Genomic DNA, 16888 nt, shown 5'->3' on the forward strand with positions numbered 1-16888 from the left:
ATGTATGAACGCAAGCGCCGCCGCAAGGTTGCTGAAATTAACGTCGTACCTTATATCGACGTCATGCTAGTGCTGTTGATTATTTTCATGGTAACAGCACCGCTTATCACCGCGGGTGTGAATGTTGAATTACCAAAAGCAGATGCCAACCCACTTGCTGAAGATTCCAAAGGCCCTGTCATTGCATCCGTGACAATTGATAACGAGTATTTTTTAACGGTCGATGGTGATAAACAAGGTCCACTTGATCCGGTTGAATTAGCGACTATTGTCGGTGCTTATATGGAAGCCACGCCTGATCGCCCTGTTATGGTTGAGGGTGATGGACGAGTCGATTACAACTCAGTCGTGCAATTAATGGTGTTGTTGCAAAAATACGGCAATGTGCCAGCTGTTGGCTTAATGACAGATTCGGTGGAGTAATTTAATGCAGAATTATGTCATTCCTTTCATTTCATCTTTTGGTATGCACATTGTGCTGTTGGTGCTGTTAATTTTTAGCATGGAATTTCACATGCCTGAAAAGCCAAAGCAACCAACTGCGCAACCTGTCGTTGAAGCGGTATCTGTTGATAAAGTTGAGCTACAAAAACAAGTTAAAAAGATTCAAAAAGCGGAAGCGGATAAAAAGCGCAAAGAAGAAAAGCGCATTGCTGATCTGGAACGCCGTTTAAAAGCCGCCGAGCAAAAGAAAAAGCAAAATGAACGAGAGCTTAAAAAGCTAGCTGATAGAAAGAAAAAGGCTGAGCGAGAAGCTAAAGCGGCGAAAGAGCGTCAAATTAAAGAAGCGAAGCGCGCTAAAGAGCTGAAGAAAAAAGCAGAAGCAGAAGCGGCGAAAAAGAAAAAAGCAGAAGCGGAGGCAAAAGCAGCTAAAAAACGTGCTGATGATGCGAAGAAAAAAGAAGCCGATGCGAAAAAACGAGCAGAGCAAGCCCGTAAGAAAGAGTTAGCTGAGAAGAAAGAGCGCGAGCGCAAAGCACGTGAGGCAAAAGAAAAAGCTGAAATGGAACGTCTGATGGCCCAGCAATTGGCTGCAGAGCAAGCTCAACGTAACAAGCAGAAGCAAAAACTGGTATTAAGTGAAGTTGAAAAGTATACCGCGCTTATTCGTGGCACCATCCAACGCAATCTTCGCGTAGATGAAACCATGAAAGGCAAGTCGTGTCGCTTGAACATCAAGCTGGCGAAAAGCGGCTTTGTTGTTAATGTACGCAAACTCAGCGGTGACGCGTTAGTGTGTCGTGAAGCCGAGCGAGCGGTATTAAAAGCGGAAACGTTACCTGTTTCAACCGACCCTGATGTATTCGCTAAGTTAAAAGATATTAACTTAACGGTAGAACCTGAATTTTAAATAAACGAAAGATAAAGATAAGCATATGAAACGAATAGTTTTCCTTTTTGTCTGTCTATTTTCGCTTGTGGCTCAAAAAGCCCATGCAACTTTAGAAATACTGATCACTGAAGGTTTAGATACGGCTCGTCCTATCGCCATTGTACCTTTTAGCTATGAAGGGGATGGCGTCATGCCATTACAGCTAGCCGATATCATCAAAGCGGATTTAGCGCGCAGTGGTAAATTTAACCCTGGTGTGAAAATGCCACAGCAACCGACATCAGAAGCAGATGTCGATTATGCTCAGTGGGTTGAGAGCGGTGTTGAAGCCATTGTTATTGGTCGTGTTAAGCAAACGGCTTTTGACCAATATCACGTCCATGTAAAGTTACTAGATGTGGTTCGCGGTCAAGTGACTGGCGGGTTCGGTCGTACGATTGAAGCCGGTGAACAGCTTGAAACCAATGACCATATTCTTTACGAAGCAGATGTAAGTGTCGAAAGTCGTCGCTTCCGTTATCTAGCACACCACTTTAGTGACAATATTTTTAAGAGTTTAACGGGTATTCCTGGTGCGTTTAAAACTAAGATTGCTTATGTGTTAGTTGATAACGAAAAAGAGTCCAAGCCATATCAGTTAGTAGTCGCTGATTATGACGGTTATGGTGAAAAAGTATTGCTTAGCAGTGAAGAGCCACTGATGTCACCAAGTTGGTCACCTGATGCAACTAAGCTGGCCTATGTGACCTTTGAAAATCGTCAGGCACAAATTTACATCCAAGACTTATACAGCTCTGCTCGTCAAAAAATAGCTTCTTTCCCTGGTATTAATGGTTCACCAAGATGGTCACCTGATGGTAAAAAAATGGCCTTGGTGTTATCGAAAGACGGTAATCCAGAAATTTACGTCATGGACTTAATTACGAAACGTTTGAGACGTATAACTAAGAACCGAAACATAGATACCGAGCCAAGTTGGTCTCCTGACGGCAAAGAAATTGTATTTACCTCGGAGAGGGGTGGTAAACCTCAGTTATATAGCGTAAATTTAGCTACAAGAAAGGTAAGTCGCTTAACCTTTACTGGTGAGATGAACTTAGGTGGCTCAATTACGCCAGATGGCAAAGACCTGGTTATGGTAAACCGCACACGTGGTAACTATCACATTGGTCGACTCGATTTAAATTCGAGAGCCCTCCAAGTGTTAACCAAAACATACCTTGATGAGTCACCAAGTATTGCGCCAAACGGTACTATGATCATCTACAGTACACTACACGGTCAGAACCAAGTTCTTGCACTTGTATCGCTTGATGGACGTTTTAAGGCACGTTTACCATCAGGAAGAGGACAGGTAAAAGCACCAGCTTGGTCACCAATGATGTAATATTGCAGAATTTAAACTATTATTTTTGACAAAATAACAACAAAGGAACTTAACAATGCAACCATCTAAAATTGTTAAAGCATTGGCAATTGCTCTACCTATCTTAACGTTAGCCGCTTGTGGTTCAACACAAGATGCAGAGCAGCAAGTAGAAGAAACAAATCAAGCGCAACAAACTGAACAAGTTGAAACTCCAGCAAACGTTGAAGTAAGCAAGCTTGAAAAAGAAAAAGAATTACAAATGTTAGAGCGTCAGAAGCAACAAGATATGCTTCGTCAAAACGCTGTTATTCGTTTCGAGTTCGACCAAGCGCGTATTGGTAGCGAGTACTTCGAAATTTTAGAAGCGCATGCAAGTTTCTTACGTGATAACCCAGAAGCAAAAGTTGTTGTTGAAGGTCACACTGATGAGCGCGGTACACCAGAGTACAACATCGCATTAGGCGAGCGTCGTGCTAAAGCGGTTGTTAAGTACTTACAAAACTTAGGTGTTTCTGCTTCTCAAATTAGCCAAGTAAGCTATGGTGAAGAAAAGCCAGAAAACACTTCTCGTACTGAGGCTGCATTTGCTGCTAACCGTCGAGCTGTTTTAGTTTACTAATCACTAGTAGTACTATTTCACAAGATGGTTAAAACACATCAAAGTTTAGCTTTGTTAGGCGCATTAGCATTATTTGCTAATGCGTCTTTTGCTTATCAAAAGCCAAGGTTAGAAGAACGCGTGACCAAACTTGAACGCATCGTTGAGGCGCGCTCACAAGCACAGGTCAACTTATCCCAACAAATCGATATCCTGCAAGATGAGATTAATCAGCTCAGAGGTGTCTCTGAAGAGCACAACTTCAAGTTAGAGAAAATTTTGCAGCGTCAACGTCAACTTTACCAAGAGCTAGAAACTCGCCTAAGTAATGTGATGCAACAAACTGAGCAGGTCGCTCAGCAAGCTGCCAGCCAAGCAACCAACTCAAGTGTCGAGTTTGCTGATAACTTAAGTGAGAACGAAGCCTATGACCGCGCGGTTAACTTGGTTTTAAAAGATAAACGTTACGAACAAGCTATTCCCGAGTTTGAAAGTTTCTTATCGACTTACCCTGCATCTGTTTATGTACCGAATGCACATTACTGGTTAGGTCAGTTACTTTTTAATAAAGGTGAATATGCAAAAGCTGAAACTAACTTTGAGAAAGTGGTCAACGATTTTCCCGATTCGAGTAAACGTTGTGACTCTATGTTTAAGTTAGGATTAGTAGCGCAAGCGCAAAATAATAATGCGTTAGCGAAAACTAAGTACCAAGCTGTACTTAGTGAATGTGCAGATAGTGCATCTGCGCGATTGGCGAAAAATCGACTTTCAGGTATGGAGTAAGTAACAATTTCGTTATATTCGCTGTTTTTTTCAGCGTTTTAACTGCTTTTTGACCAGTTAGAAATAAAAGTGAAAAAAAACGAAAATAGTTGTTGCACTCCAAATCTAAATCAGTATTATACGCCCCCGTTGACGCGATGAGCCACACGGCAAGTTAGCGAAGACAGTTTGAAGTGGGTCATTAGCTCAGTTGGTAGAGCAGTTGACTTTTAATCAATTGGTCGCTGGTTCGAATCCAGCATGACCCACCATCTTCAAACATTTCCAATAAAGTGGGTCATTAGCTCAGTTGGTAGAGCAGTTGACTTTTAATCAATTGGTCGCTGGTTCGAATCCAGCATGACCCACCATCTTCAAACATTTCCAATAAAGTGGGTCATTAGCTCAGTTGGTAGAGCAGTTGACTTTTAATCAATTGGTCGCTGGTTCGAATCCAGCATGACCCACCACTTTCTTGATACAAAATCCCCCTTTTAAAAAAATACCACAAACGCTAACAACTCATATTGTTTTGCTGTATAATTCGCGCCCGCAAAATCAAGTTGCAGTTTTCATAAATGCTACAAGGCACGCTACGGAGTTTTACATCGCATGAGCATAATAGATTTCAGTAAATCAGCTTACCCATTCCCACCAAAACCACGTCAATTAACAGACGTTGAAAAGCAGGAATACAAAACACGTATTAAGCGTTTATTAAAAGAAAAAAATGCAGTCTTGATTGCTCACTATTACACTGACCCTATCATTCAAGCTTTAGCGGAAGAAACGGGCGGTTGTGTATCTGATTCATTAGAGATGGCGCGTTTTGGCCGAGATCACGAAGCAGAAACCTTAATCGTTGCTGGTGTTCGCTTTATGGGGGAAACCTCAAAGCTGCTTAGCCCTGAAAAGCGTATCTTGATGCCTAACCTAGAAGCAACTTGTTCATTAGACGTAGGTTGCCCTATAGAAGAGTTCAGCGCGTTCTGTGATGAGCACCCAGACCACACTGTGGTTGTTTATGCCAATACCTCTGCTGCGGTTAAGGCGCGTGCTGATTGGGTGGTGACATCAAGTATCGCACTTGAGATCGTTGAGCACTTAGATGCAGAAGGTCACAAAATTATTTGGGGACCAGATAAGCACTTAGGCGGTTATATCGAAAAGCAAACTGGCGCTGAAATGTTAAAGTGGAATGGTGCCTGTATTGTTCACGATGAATTTAAAACTCAAGCTCTTATCGACTTGAAAAAAGAAAACCCAGATGCAGCTGTTTTAGTTCACCCTGAATCGCCAGATGAAATTGTTCAGTTAGCCGATGCGGTTGGTTCTACCAGCCAGTTAATCAAAGCTAGTCAAACATTACCAAATGAAAAGTTCATCGTTGCAACGGATAAAGGTATCTTCTATAAGATGCAACAGCTTGAACCGAATAAGACCTTTATTGAAGCGCCTACAGGCGGACAAGGTGCAACGTGCCGTACATGTGCACATTGTCCTTGGATGGCAATGAACGGCTTAGAAGCGATTGAGCAAGCATTGCTAGCCGATGACTCAACTAATCATGAAATCTTTGTTGACCCAGCATTACGCGAACGAGCCAAGTTACCACTTGATCGCATGTTAGATTTTGCCGCTGAATTAAAAATGAAAGTGAAGGGCAACGCTTAGTTTTATAATTGCCGATGTAATTGTCATATGTCGGTAATTTTTTCTTGATTTAGCGTTATGTTTTCCCTAGCATAGCGCACTTCTTTTTGCGGTGAGATGGCTGAGCGGCTGAAGGCGCACGACTGGAACTCGTGTATACGTTAATAGCGTATCGAGGGTTCAAATCCCTCTCTCACCGCCATTCTTCCTTTTCTTGATTATTCTCTCTGCCCAGATACAAAATATCCCACACTCGGCGGGACTTTTAATATTGGCTAATCAGTTTTAAATTATTAGTTGAGCTTGTCAGAAATAGCAGCGGTGATTGCTGAGTCTGCGAAATTATTCGCTTGTGCCCACTCTAACTCTTTACTGTTTTTAAGGTTTTTCTTTGATACTTTTTTAACTAAGTATTTTCCTGCTTTTTCAGCATTTTTAGTTTGTGCAAACTGAATTAGGGTTAAGTCATTGCACATAATTTTGTCATAGATTTTACGCAGTTTCATACCACTTAAATGTAATGATTGACGAATTCCGTTATGGTCGTTGTTCATGCACATTTACATAACGCCAAGCTGGTAATGTTTTCCAAAGTGGCTGACGAAAATATTACTAAGTTTAAACTAGCGACAGCAGTAAGACTTAGTTTTTTGAATGTATTCACGTTATTGTTTATTCCCATTTAGTTGAGTTTTCAGGCTTATAATTTAAATTTAGAAACAGACTTGAGTAAGCTTGTTGACGATGACTCTACAGCGACACTCGCATCCATGGCTTGGTTGGCTCCCTTAGCTGTTTTATCAGTTATTTCAACTATATTTAGTAGCTTCTTGCTAATTTCTTCACTGACACTAAATTGCTCGTTAGCAGAGCTAGCAATTTCTAAACTCTTTTCACTTGCACGCGCAATAGCGTCGTTGATCTGTTGTAAGGCCTGCTCGGTTTGGCTTGCTTGTGTTACTACATCACTGGCTTGGCTTCGACTCTCATTCATCACCGTAACTGCCTTGCTCGTACCGTTTTGCAGCTCTTCAATCATATTTTGAATTTCACTGGTTGATTGCTGCGTACGGCTGGCCAATGAGCGAACTTCATCCGCGACGACGGCAAAACCACGGCCGTGCTCACCCGCTCGTGCCGCTTCAATGGCTGCGTTAAGTGCCAGCAAGTTAGTTTGCTCGGCAATGCTGCGAATAACATCTAACACACCGCCTATGGTTTCGGTATTTTCACTAAGCTGATCGATAACCCTTGCTGCGTCTTCAATTTTATGAGAAAGATTTTGAATGATTTGGCTACCTTGCTCAGACATATCTCTAACTGACTCTGATGATTGACTCGCATCTTGGATGAAATCGCGCGATTCTTGTGCCGATTTTGAGACAATTTTTGAGGTTTGACTCATTTCCATCGTGGCCGATGAAATCTGTTCGACTTCTTGCTTTTGCTCTTCAATTTCTTTTACTGTGCCCGATGCAACACTTGATACCTGTTGTGCGGCAACAGCGGTGTTATGACTATTTTCCATTATTTCATGGACGACATTTTTTAAACCTTCAACGACGTGATTACAGTTAGCAGCCAGTTCGCCAAACTCATCGTTTGATATTGGCTTAACACTGACGGTTAAATCGCCCGCCGCTATTTCATCAAGTGCCTGGTTAACATGTGACAAGGGTTTAATAATGCTATTGAGTACAACAAACGTCACCGAAATAGCAATAATCACGGCAATGATGATGATGATCCAAGCTAATAAATTGGCAGCACTGAGCTCTTTCTCCATCTCAGAAATTGTAGATTTAACAAGGGTTGATGAGTCTTTTGTGAGTTTATTTAAAGTAGTAAATAAAGTGTGTAAGTTCTGCTCTGATTTAGCGGTTTTAACCTTAGCTTGCTGACGTGCTTTTAGCATTTGCTTTTTCATTGCGACTAAGCCCTGACTTGCTGTTAATTGGCTGTTTAGCTCGCTAATGCTTGCTTGATACTCGTTGATGTATCCGTTGACCTCAAAGTCTTGCGAAAGTTGTTTAAAAGACTCTGCTGAGTAATCTAATCTGCTGATAAGCCCTGCTATTGCAAAAGAAAAGGCCTCTAGGTTTTCGACATTTTTGATACTGTCAATTTCTGCGATATAACCCAGTAAAATACCAATATCACCATCGGTTGCATCAACATAATCTAACAAATTTTCATCCAAATCGGCCATTTCCGCTAACGCAGCACTTGCGTTATCGGCGGTATCGGTTGCTGCACCAGCAATTTCAATGACCTTTTGCTGATAACTTAAAAAATCACTTTTTGCACCGAGTACTTGCTCTACCGACACAAAATAATCTTCAGAGAAGGTATTGATATTCAGATTGTTTTTATCACTAAGCGATAAAAAAGTACTAAGCAGTGTTTGATACTCGGCTGTTTGATGTTCAATTTGAAGGGTTAGGCTATTGAGGTTCTCTTGGTCGTCAGCATTAATCGCTGAGACAATGTTTTTACTGATCTCAAGCATTTTATTTTGCAGACTTACACTAGTATTTTGCAGTGGAAATGCTTTGGAGGTGACTTCCTCATTGCTTTGGCTAATTGAAGACAAACTACTGATGGTAGCTAAACCATACAATACGAGTGACAAAGTAATTGAGCTAAAGCCGAGGATGATCTTATTAGCAACCGTTAACTTCATGGTTTGGGTGATCCTGTAGTCTAAATGCTTGTGAAAATCTCTGATGTACAGCGCCTTAAACTAGGGGCTTTTGGGCGTATTGTTCATGCTTTTTTTGCTAAGTTAATTATAGAAAAGTTAGGTAATTTTATGGTGATAAATCCAGCTGTAACTTCGTAAAAAATCTGTAACGAAGTATGAAAACAAGAAGGGGAAGTATGTGATAACTGATACTAATACCAACATTTATTAGTTTATAGTCACGACTTTTCCAGACTTTTCAATTAAATACAATTATTTAGTAAGGTTTGTGTGAAGTTTTTATAGTTTTGTATCTTCATACATTTGCGATTTATATTTATTCACCCTTTACCAATTTTAGCGTTGTTGGTTAAGCTTTGTTCTTTTGCTTAAAATGACAATGCCGATAAATTAAGCCTTTGTTGATGCGTCACTTTTCCCTGCTGATTTTTTAGACCAAATGTTAGGAGCGGATCAGCTTGTTGCCAGTTGATATCGATAAAGCCATAGTTAATTTTATCTGTGTAATTGCCATGTCGATGACGGTTCGGACTGACGGCTTTCCATTCTTCAGACAAACCAGAGCTGGTGATTTCCCATAGTGGATAGCCAATATCGATTTGAGATAACTCTCCCCAATGTGTATCACCACTGATGATCATTACGCCATTAATTTGTTTTTGTTTGATAAAGTTGAGTAGTCGCAGTCTATCAGCAGGGTAGTTTGCCCATGACTCCCAACCGGTAAATTCAGGGAGTAATTGCAAACTTGAGCCAATAATTTTTAATTTGGCTGGTTTGAGTAAGGCTTGTTCTAGCCACTGCCATTGGGTTTCACCTAGCATACTGGATGTATCTTGGTGAGCTTTGTACGGCCCTTGATTGTTAGGGCGACGTTTAAAAATGTTATCAAAAGTAGAAACGCTATTCAGTGGGTCTCGATTCCACCTTAAATCAGGCAAGATGACATGAATTTTATTGTTATCGCCAATAAAGTAATCTTGATAGATGCCTTGATGCTGATGGCGGGTTGACGTTTTTGGCTCTTGCCAAAAGTCCAGAAACAGCTTTTTTGACGCGTGTTTATTCGGGTACTCACGACCTGCATCATTTTCACCATAGTCATGATCATCCCAAATAGCTAAGACTTCAGATTGCGCCCTAAGTGTTTGAAAGTTCGCTTTATCTGCCAACATTTGATATTTAGCGGCTAATTCTTCTGTATCTCGACTATCACCATAAATATTGTCACCCAAGAAGATAAATACATCCGGCTTATCTTTATTAATACTATCTAAAATAGTTAGATCTTTATCTTGTTTGGCACAGGAGCCAAAATAAATACGAGTTTTGGCTTGCACTGAAAATATCAGCAATAAACTGAAAAATAGGACGATTATTTTCATTTGATGATCTCACTAATCGCATTGTTAGCTTTTGGATTAAAAGTAATTGGGTCTTGTTTAAGTAGGGTTAGGGCTGTGCTGGCTATTTGGCTTTGATAAAAGTCTTTTTCGGCCTTTAATAAACCTATATTTTTAATGTCTGGCCCTATGGCGGCCATCCAAATATGCTCGGCACCGACGACGCCATTGGCAAAGTCTTTTTTTAACGCTTTCATATAACGCTGTACAGCTTGATTGCTAGCGTGGTGTTGCCAGTCTTTTAGGGTATTACCTCGACCGTGATCGGTAACAATTAATAAATTGGTATTGTTTTTATATTCGGGCATTTGCTGTAATTGTTGCCATAAATCGGCAATGTATTGATCCGTTCTTAATGCCGCTTCTAGGTATAAATCGTATCGACCGTCGTGTGCAAAATCATCGGTTTCACCAAAAGCAATGGTTAACACCTCTGGCTTGATATTTAATAAATAGTCTTTGGCGAAGCGGTAGGTAAAACTATCTAGGCGGACATTATGCCAAGGACTTGGGATCTCGCTTTGCAATTGATTGAGCAATGTTATTTGTGCTGATTGGGGTTGATGGCTCGCACTGGCAAAGCCGGCATTAATATGAAGCTGACTGCGCGGTTGATTCAAAATATAAGGGAAGACATCCCAACTACCAAAAAATCCAATTTTGTTCTGGTACTTTGGTTGATGATTGAGCCATTCTAAAAAGCTGATTTCAGGGTTGTAACGCTTAGCATTACTATCGAGTTTAGGGTTGGTGACACCCGTGAATATCTCACTGTAACCTGGGTAAGAAAAAGCCCACTGGTTTTGCACCTGCATTGTTGAATCTTGATTTCTATCGCCAATTAACACACCTTGCTCGGCGATGGTTTGCCATAAAAATGGCATTAAAGCCTGTCTTCTTTGGCTTTCATCGCCCTTTAATAACTGAGCTTGTTGCAAATGCGGGCTAATGTTTCGATTATGCGCCATCGCTAGGTCGGCACCATTAAATACTTCTTGCCAACGCAAGCCATCTATAGTGATTAAGACCAGCTTTCTATCTTTTGCGTGTAGATTTATTGAAACGAATAAAAGGCTGGTTAACAGCAGGTAGACGATTTTCATAACTAAGGTGCTATTTTTTAGTTTAAAAAGAGAAATTAAACAAAAAAACCAGCACGCAAAGCGTACTGGTTTTACTTGCTGAGGCTCATTACAAACTTAGAAGCTTGCCGTGAGATTAATGGCTGCCGTTCGAGGTGCGCCAATCCAGCCACCCCAACCGCCAGCTACGCCACCGATATAACTTTCATCATTTAAGTTATTTACAGTCGCTTTAAGTTGAACATCTTTTAAGTCACCAAACTGACCTAAGTTAACACCTGCGTAAAAATCTAATACTGTGTATGCATCAATTCTTTGCGTGTTTTGTGGGTCCATCCAGCGCTCGCCTACATTTTTAGCCGATAGGCCCGCTAAATATTTGTCGTTGTTGTAGTCGATAGATAACACCATCATATCTTCTACCGAGCCAAATACCGTATTACCTTTTGGATAATCTGACGTGCCATCAACATATTCAGATTCATTATCTGTATATGATGCATATAACGACCAGCTATCAGCAAAGTAGTAAGTAACAGCGGCTTCAATACCACTTGATTCAATACCACCCACGTTGATGTAGCTGCCGTTGGTACCAAGAATATAATCAGGGCCATCTGGTGATTCAGGTGAAATAAACGTGATGCGGTTTTCAAAATCGATATCGTAGAAAGTCACACTCGCATTGATACGATCACTTGCGTAACGCAAACCAAAGTCTAAGTTGTCGGCTGTTTCTGGCTCAATATCAGTTAATGCTGAACCATCGGCTTCTAATACGCTGTCTTTGATGGCTGCAAAGTTTTCTGCAAAGCCGGCAAATACTTCTAAACCTTCAACGGGGAGCTGAGCGACAAAACCTGCTGACAATAAAGTGTCTGAATCTGAATTTAAGCTAGTTTTAGTACCCGTGAAAATATCCGTGCTTTCTAAATCAACCATGAACTTTTTCACCCCTAAACGCGCAGTGATAAAGCGCCACTCAATGGTGTCTTCTAAATACACCATAGTGGTCTCGACAGGGAACTCTTTAGAGTATTGAACCCAGTAAGGGTTATGATCAAAGTAGTAGCCCGTTTTTGAATCGATAATTTTGTGCCAATCACGGTGTTCTTTGCGCTCGTAATCTTCATACCAAAGGCCACCGCGTAATGAGTTCATGGCCTCACCTATTTGCGCATTCCAGTTAAAATCTAAATTTAAACCGAAGCGTTCTTTGCTGTAATGCGTGTGTCGGTATGAGCCAACAGGTATTGCGCCGTCGTCATAGCAGAGTGGATCAAACTCTGCTCCTGCACCACCATAAGGGAACGTAATAGAACTTTCACAACCTGCATTAGGCGCAAGGGCTACGCCGTTGGCATTGACAAAGTGAATTTGACCTATCGCGCTACCACCCATTGTAGACGATGTACCAGTGACTTCTGAATGCGGGTTACCTGTACCATCGTCGACAATATCTACGATATAAGGTGGTACCCAGTCACCACGACCTTCATTATCGTGATAATAAATATTGGATGTGAAATCGACCTCACCAATAGAGAGGTCGGCTTTCAAATAAGCAAAATAGTTTTCGCGTAATGTTGACCAACCTTTACGATAAAGTTGATCTACATAAGGAGTACCAGTCCAAGTTTCAGTTAGTCTGTCCCACTCTGGGTTCTGTTCAAACTCAGTTAAGCTAATACGCTGGTAATTATCTTCGTGTGTATCATCATAAGAGAAGTAACCTTCTAAACGCACTTGTTCAATTTGGCTGATCACTTTAGAAGCAACGTGAAACTTATCATTGTCTGCCGATTGATTAACCCAGTCGCTCGTTTCAGTGTTCGATACACTCACCCAAGCATAAGTATCAGTTAAAAACTCACCGGTATCGTAACGCACATATTGTTTGCGTGAATCAAAATCACCTGCTGATAAGCTTACTGTTACTGACGCTTCTTTTGCTGGGTCAATCGTGGTGAAATTTAATGTACCACCTAATGCTTCGTTTGAGCGAGAAGCGATATCAGCCGTACCTTGAGATACTTCAATTGTTTGTAAGTTCTCTGTGTCGATATAACGGTTAGCTTTTGCGCCACCACCATAGTTTGAATTGCCGTTAGCAATACCATCAATTGTGATACCAATTTGTTGTTCGTCTAAGCTCAACTGAAAGCCGCGCATTGAAACCGTTGTTGACCAATCGTCGGCACCAAATGTATCGCCTTCATTAACTAATACGCCTGGTACGTTATCAATAATGGCTAAAACACTGGTCATATTTGATTGTTGCTGCTTCATCTCTTCGCTAGTCATATTGTTAGCGTAAGACACACTTTTGCCTTGAACTACGATCTCTTCCATTGCTTTGTCTTCATCAGCAAAGCTTGGCGCGCTGATAATGGCGGTGATCGCAATCGCTAATGCAGAGCGATTGAAAGGGTGAGGGAATGTCATTTGTTAGCTCCGATTATTTTTATTGTTCCTAACTGGCTGTTAGGTTTCTTGAATTTAAATCGGCGCTTATCTTGATGGGTTAAAAATACAAGTCAGTGACGTCAGGGTTACAAACTAGTAACAGTTTAAAGTCATAAAAGTGACTGATTTTTAACAATTTTATGAAGTGGTTATCATTCAGCAGGGCGGTGTACTAACACCAGGGCTTTTTCTTACCACCTGTATAAGGGTAACCTAAGTTTGCTTTTATCAGTAAATCAGCCAGGTTTTGACCATCAACCATGACATCGGCTGCAATTCGAAAGTACTTGCCGCGTTGAACGTTCACGAGTTTGATTTGTTCAGCATTGCGCAATTGATTAACGGTAAATTGTTTTGCTTTTCTGGCAAGCTGCTTTTCGCGTTTACACTTACCACGAATTTCTGGGGTATCGACCCCGTTAACCCTAATAGGGATATTTTCACCGACCAAAGCTGGGTAGTCTTTTAGGTTAACGCGAAACGTATCACCATCGTAAATACTTAAAACCTGATCAACATTAATGGTTTGGTACGTTTTAGCAAAAAGTGGAGCACTGAAACAAAGGCAAGATAGAGTAAAAGCAGAAATAACGCGGAACAAACAACACAACCTAAGATGTTTAATAAAGCGCTAGTTTAAATGAAGTGTGCAAGGTAGGGAAGTGGCTTTAGGCTTTTTTACTTTAAATCAAGAGTTGGCTAGCTGAAAAAAGCAGCTAGCCAAGGTGGTTCTTCAATTATTTATTTTCAGTTTGCTGTGCCTGTTTAAACCAAGCGAGTGTTTGTTCAAGCTGCGCCTGTCCATAACTTTTAACATACTGTTGGGTGTAATGGTCTGCATTGTTATTAAGCGCTTCAATGCGTGAAGCAATATACTCGGGCGTTAATTTTAAACCGCACTCAACAGTAATGCAGTGGCGCCACTCATCATAATTAGTCGGAATTAGAGACTGTTTCATATTTACGTCCTTTTAATAATGATTATCATTATCGATTGTAGCATTTAAAACTAGATTAGCGACTACAAAGTAGCGCTCTTTTTCACCCAAAGTCGCAGGCTTGTTACAGCAACATAGAATGGCTTAATAATAACAAAATGCGTTAACTTAAAAGGTAAGTTGACTTGGCTCTGAATGGCGTTATTTTTCCCCTAGTGAGCCTTTTAAAAAAGTATTGCGCTGTCATGTCAACCAAACAGCATAATAAACGTTATACCTTATACTAGACTTATAGTCGCCACCTATAGTTAGAGGTTTAAATGAAGTTGTCTAATGCAAGTAAATTTTTTTTATTGTTTAGTTTATTTTTACTATTAACAGGTTGCGGGGGCGGAGGTAACAACTCTAATAATTCGACACCTTCTTCATCTGACTCCGAATCAATTGAAGCCAATCCGGCAGTAAAAGCGCAATCTACTTACTTTACATTTGTAGATGAAGATATTACATACGCAGAGGGTTTAAGCCTTGGCAACTCAAGCAGCACTCCAATTGCAATACCGCTTAAATTAGACGTTTATTACCCTAGTAATGATTTGACTGATAGGCCTGTATTTATGTTTATCCATGGTGGTGGCTTTGTTGGAGGGACAAAGAGTAGCCCCAATATTGTAGATATGGCTGGTTACTTTGCTTCGAGGGGATGGGTTTTTGTTTCGATAGATTACAGAACCACAGAAGACATAATTACGATAGAAGGAATGCCTCAAGAAGAGCTACTGTCGTTTTATAGCGGTATTGCTCCTCAAGAATGGATTGAGTACACCTTGCAAGGAGCAGTAACTATCAAACAGTTTGAACAAAGCATTGCAATGTATATGGCACAAAGAGATTCAAAAGCGGCCCTTCGATGGATTGTTGCTAACTCTCAAACCTATGGCATTAACCCTGATTTTATTACTGTTGGCGGGGCCTCAGCAGGTGCTATCACAACGATTGCATTGGGAATTTCTGATCAAGAAGATTTTAGAGATGAAATTTCTATTGCCGATGATCCAACACTTTCAACGACGAATTTAGACGCACTCTATAACGTAAAAAGTATGATTTATTTTTGGGGTTCCAATATAAAATTAGACATTTTTGAAGCGGTTTATGGGTTATATCAATATGACAGTAATGATCCTGAGTTATTTATGGCACATGGTGATCAATATGATCCAGTTACCCCATATGAGGAAGCTCTAGAGCTGCAGGAAATATATAACTCTCTTGGCATATATAGCAAGCTGGCTACCCTTGAAGGTGAGGGACACGGTGCATGGTCTGCAACCATAAATGGCAAAGGTCTGTCTGAAATGTCATTTGACTTCATTGTTGAAAGACAAAGTTTAACTGTTGACTAGTTTACAAGCTAAGCTTGAAATCTTTTGAGATTATTATCTGCTTTTTATCTCGAGCGTCATTTTCGCTAGGAAAAAGAAATCAATATGCAAAGACTTGTTTAAAATGGTGGCCCCTCCCAGACTTGAGCTGGAGACTTACCGATTGAAGATGGGCGGGTGAATGATACCGAAATATCAGGCTTTCATGCTCGTATCACACCTAAGGGGAAAATCACCTATTACCTGTACTATAGACACTTCGGAAAGCAGGTTAATTTTAAGCTTGGATCGCATGGTTCAATTACTCCTGCTCAAGCTCGCGACATGGCAAAAGCGAAAGCGGGTGAAGTTGCCAAAAAATTAAAGACGAAAGAGAGAACGGAAACTTATTTCGACAGCAAAGAAATTACCCTTTATTGCCTGACTTAAGATATTTTACCTTTGCTGATTACCTTGAGCCTTTAATTGTTCTGGCAATGAATACAGGGATGCGCCGTGGTGAGCTACTCAACTTAAAGTGGGAACACGTCGACTTAACCCAAAAGTATCTAACGGTTGTTGCAGGTAATGCAAAATCAGGTAAAGGACGTCACATACCGTTAAACAATGAAGCCTTCACAACATTGCAAAGCTGGGCTGAGGATTTTGGTGCGATTGGCTATGTCTTTAAAGGCAAAGAAGATGCGCCTTTAACGGATATTAGCAAAGCATGGCAAAACTTACTGAAAAACACTGAGATCAGCGATTTTAGATTTCATGACTTAAGACATCACTTTGCCAGTAAGCTAGTAATGGCAGGCGCAGACTTAAATACAGTAAGAGAATTGATGGGGCATAGCGACCTTAAAATGACACTACGCTACGCCCACTTAGCCCCAGAGCATAAAGCGATGGCGGTTAATTTGATTGGTTAGCTGTCAATGCATTGAAAACAGCTGCATCGGTTTTTAGATGTGATTGTTAAATTAAATTTGATCCTATAGTCAATGTGTAACGTTATTAATGATGAAGGGTCGAATTATTGTTTTACAACCTTTGTAGCTTATCTGCTACCCCCTTCACCAAGAAACAGAAAAGCGCACTTTTACAGTGCGCTTTTTGTTTCAAACCTACCTTTCTACACGAAATATGCTTATTTATATTAGCCTGAAATTATTTTGGCAATGAATACAGGGATTCGCCGTATTTAGCT

16 protein-coding genes and 4 tRNA genes are annotated in these 16888 nt (G+C 40.7%); 13 read left to right on the plus strand and 7 right to left on the minus strand.

From position 1 onward, the window contains the following. From tolR to HR060_RS14865, 10 genes are all read left to right on the plus strand, one after another. Positions 1–423, plus strand: coding sequence for a protein TolR (gene tolR, locus HR060_RS14820; protein WP_174201079.1), 423 nt, complete (start codon positions 1–3; stop codon positions 421–423). Between the two features lie 4 nt (positions 424–427). Continuing rightward, positions 428–1351 carry a cell envelope integrity protein TolA gene (gene tolA, locus HR060_RS14825; protein ID WP_174201080.1) on the plus strand — a complete coding sequence of 308 codons (924 nt, stop codon included), beginning with the start codon at positions 428–430 and terminating at the stop codon, positions 1349–1351. Between the two features lie 25 nt (positions 1352–1376). Beyond that, entirely contained in the window at positions 1377–2720 is a 1344-nt protein-coding gene (gene tolB / locus HR060_RS14830; RefSeq protein WP_174201081.1) for a Tol-Pal system beta propeller repeat protein TolB, read from the plus strand. Between the two features lie 55 nt (positions 2721–2775). Next, entirely contained in the window at positions 2776–3321 is a 546-nt protein-coding gene (gene pal / locus HR060_RS14835) for a peptidoglycan-associated lipoprotein Pal (RefSeq protein ID WP_174201082.1), read from the plus strand. 24 nt (positions 3322–3345) lie between these two features. Beyond that, on the plus strand, positions 3346–4086 hold the full coding sequence (gene ybgF, locus HR060_RS14840) for a tol-pal system protein YbgF (RefSeq protein ID WP_174201083.1): 741 nt from the start codon (positions 3346–3348) through the stop codon (positions 4084–4086). A 175-nt stretch (positions 4087–4261) separates the two neighbouring features. Further along, a tRNA-Lys gene (locus HR060_RS14845) sits at positions 4262–4337 on the plus strand. A 23-nt stretch (positions 4338–4360) separates the two neighbouring features. Next, a tRNA-Lys gene (locus HR060_RS14850) sits at positions 4361–4436 on the plus strand. A 23-nt stretch (positions 4437–4459) separates the two neighbouring features. Beyond that, positions 4460–4535, plus strand: a tRNA-Lys gene (locus HR060_RS14855). Positions 4536–4677: 142 nt separating this feature from the next. After that, positions 4678–5739, plus strand: coding sequence for a quinolinate synthase NadA (gene nadA / locus HR060_RS14860; protein ID WP_174201084.1), 1062 nt, complete (start codon positions 4678–4680; stop codon positions 5737–5739). A 90-nt stretch (positions 5740–5829) separates the two neighbouring features. Next, positions 5830–5920 (plus strand) — tRNA-Ser (locus HR060_RS14865). A 91-nt stretch (positions 5921–6011) separates the two neighbouring features. On the opposite strand, the gene HR060_RS14870 is transcribed toward HR060_RS14865, so the two are convergent. From HR060_RS14870 to HR060_RS14900, 7 genes are all read right to left on the minus strand, one after another. Continuing rightward, positions 6012–6272: a DUF3718 domain-containing protein gene (locus tag HR060_RS14870; protein ID WP_174201085.1), complete on the minus strand. Its 261-nt coding sequence runs from the start codon at positions 6270–6272 to the stop codon at positions 6012–6014. Between the two features lie 146 nt (positions 6273–6418). Next, positions 6419–8401: a methyl-accepting chemotaxis protein gene (locus HR060_RS14875; protein WP_174201086.1), complete on the minus strand. Its 1983-nt coding sequence runs from the start codon at positions 8399–8401 to the stop codon at positions 6419–6421. A 389-nt stretch (positions 8402–8790) separates the two neighbouring features. Beyond that, positions 8791–9807, minus strand: coding sequence for an alkaline phosphatase D family protein (locus HR060_RS14880; protein WP_174201087.1), 1017 nt, complete (start codon positions 9805–9807; stop codon positions 8791–8793). Next, on the minus strand, positions 9804–10928 hold the full coding sequence (locus HR060_RS14885; protein ID WP_174201088.1) for an alkaline phosphatase family protein: 1125 nt from the start codon (positions 10926–10928) through the stop codon (positions 9804–9806). Before HR060_RS14885 ends, HR060_RS14880 begins: the two co-directional genes overlap by 4 nt. Positions 10929–11024: 96 nt before the next feature. Then, a complete protein-coding gene (locus HR060_RS14890; RefSeq protein ID WP_174201089.1) occupies positions 11025–13352 on the minus strand; it encodes a TonB-dependent receptor domain-containing protein in 2328 nt (775 codons plus the stop codon). A gap of 193 nt (positions 13353–13545) precedes the next feature. Then, positions 13546–13974, minus strand: a complete 429-nt coding sequence (locus tag HR060_RS14895; RefSeq protein WP_217434947.1) for a thermonuclease family protein — start codon at positions 13972–13974, stop codon at positions 13546–13548. A gap of 136 nt (positions 13975–14110) precedes the next feature. Next, entirely contained in the window at positions 14111–14332 is a 222-nt protein-coding gene (locus HR060_RS14900) for a hypothetical protein (protein WP_174201090.1), read from the minus strand. Positions 14333–14631: 299 nt separating this feature from the next. Here HR060_RS14900 and HR060_RS14905 point away from each other — a divergent pair, with 299 nt between their 5' ends. From HR060_RS14905 to HR060_RS14910, 3 genes are all read left to right on the plus strand, one after another. Next, a complete protein-coding gene (locus HR060_RS14905; protein ID WP_174201091.1) occupies positions 14632–15717 on the plus strand; it encodes an alpha/beta hydrolase in 1086 nt (361 codons plus the stop codon). Between the two features lie 156 nt (positions 15718–15873). Continuing rightward, complete coding sequence (locus HR060_RS19480; RefSeq protein ID WP_343044250.1) at positions 15874–16125, plus strand: Arm DNA-binding domain-containing protein; 252 nt, start codon at positions 15874–15876, stop codon at positions 16123–16125. Next, positions 16113–16610, plus strand: a complete 498-nt coding sequence (locus HR060_RS14910; RefSeq protein ID WP_246283187.1) for a tyrosine-type recombinase/integrase — start codon at positions 16113–16115, stop codon at positions 16608–16610. Before HR060_RS19480 ends, HR060_RS14910 begins: the two co-directional genes overlap by 13 nt. Positions 16611–16888: the final 278 nt, after the last annotated feature.

Source organism: Marinifaba aquimaris (assembly GCF_013328345.1).
Taxonomy (GTDB): Bacteria; Pseudomonadota; Gammaproteobacteria; order Enterobacterales; family Alteromonadaceae; genus Marinifaba; species Marinifaba aquimaris.

Coding starts and splice junctions, on each gene's coding strand:
- HR060_RS14875 (WP_174201086.1), bottom strand. CDS start 8,401: ATGAAGTTAACGGTTGCTAATAAGATCATCCTCGGCTTTAGCTCAATT.
- tolB (WP_174201081.1), top strand. CDS start 1,377: ATGAAACGAATAGTTTTCCTTTTTGTCTGTCTATTTTCGCTTGTGGCT.
- HR060_RS14890 (WP_174201089.1), bottom strand. CDS start 13,352: ATGACATTCCCTCACCCTTTCAATCGCTCTGCATTAGCGATTGCGATC.
- HR060_RS14885 (WP_174201088.1), bottom strand. CDS start 10,928: ATGAAAATCGTCTACCTGCTGTTAACCAGCCTTTTATTCGTTTCAATA.
- HR060_RS14905 (WP_174201091.1), top strand. CDS start 14,632: ATGAAGTTGTCTAATGCAAGTAAATTTTTTTTATTGTTTAGTTTATTT.
- HR060_RS14870 (WP_174201085.1), bottom strand. CDS start 6,272: ATGAACAACGACCATAACGGAATTCGTCAATCATTACATTTAAGTGGT.
- tolR (WP_174201079.1), top strand. CDS start 1: ATGTATGAACGCAAGCGCCGCCGCAAGGTTGCTGAAATTAACGTCGTA.
- pal (WP_174201082.1), top strand. CDS start 2,776: ATGCAACCATCTAAAATTGTTAAAGCATTGGCAATTGCTCTACCTATC.
- HR060_RS14900 (WP_174201090.1), bottom strand. CDS start 14,332: ATGAAACAGTCTCTAATTCCGACTAATTATGATGAGTGGCGCCACTGC.
- tolA (WP_174201080.1), top strand. CDS start 428: ATGCAGAATTATGTCATTCCTTTCATTTCATCTTTTGGTATGCACATT.
- nadA (WP_174201084.1), top strand. CDS start 4,678: ATGAGCATAATAGATTTCAGTAAATCAGCTTACCCATTCCCACCAAAA.
- HR060_RS14880 (WP_174201087.1), bottom strand. CDS start 9,807: ATGAAAATAATCGTCCTATTTTTCAGTTTATTGCTGATATTTTCAGTG.
- ybgF (WP_174201083.1), top strand. CDS start 3,346: ATGGTTAAAACACATCAAAGTTTAGCTTTGTTAGGCGCATTAGCATTA.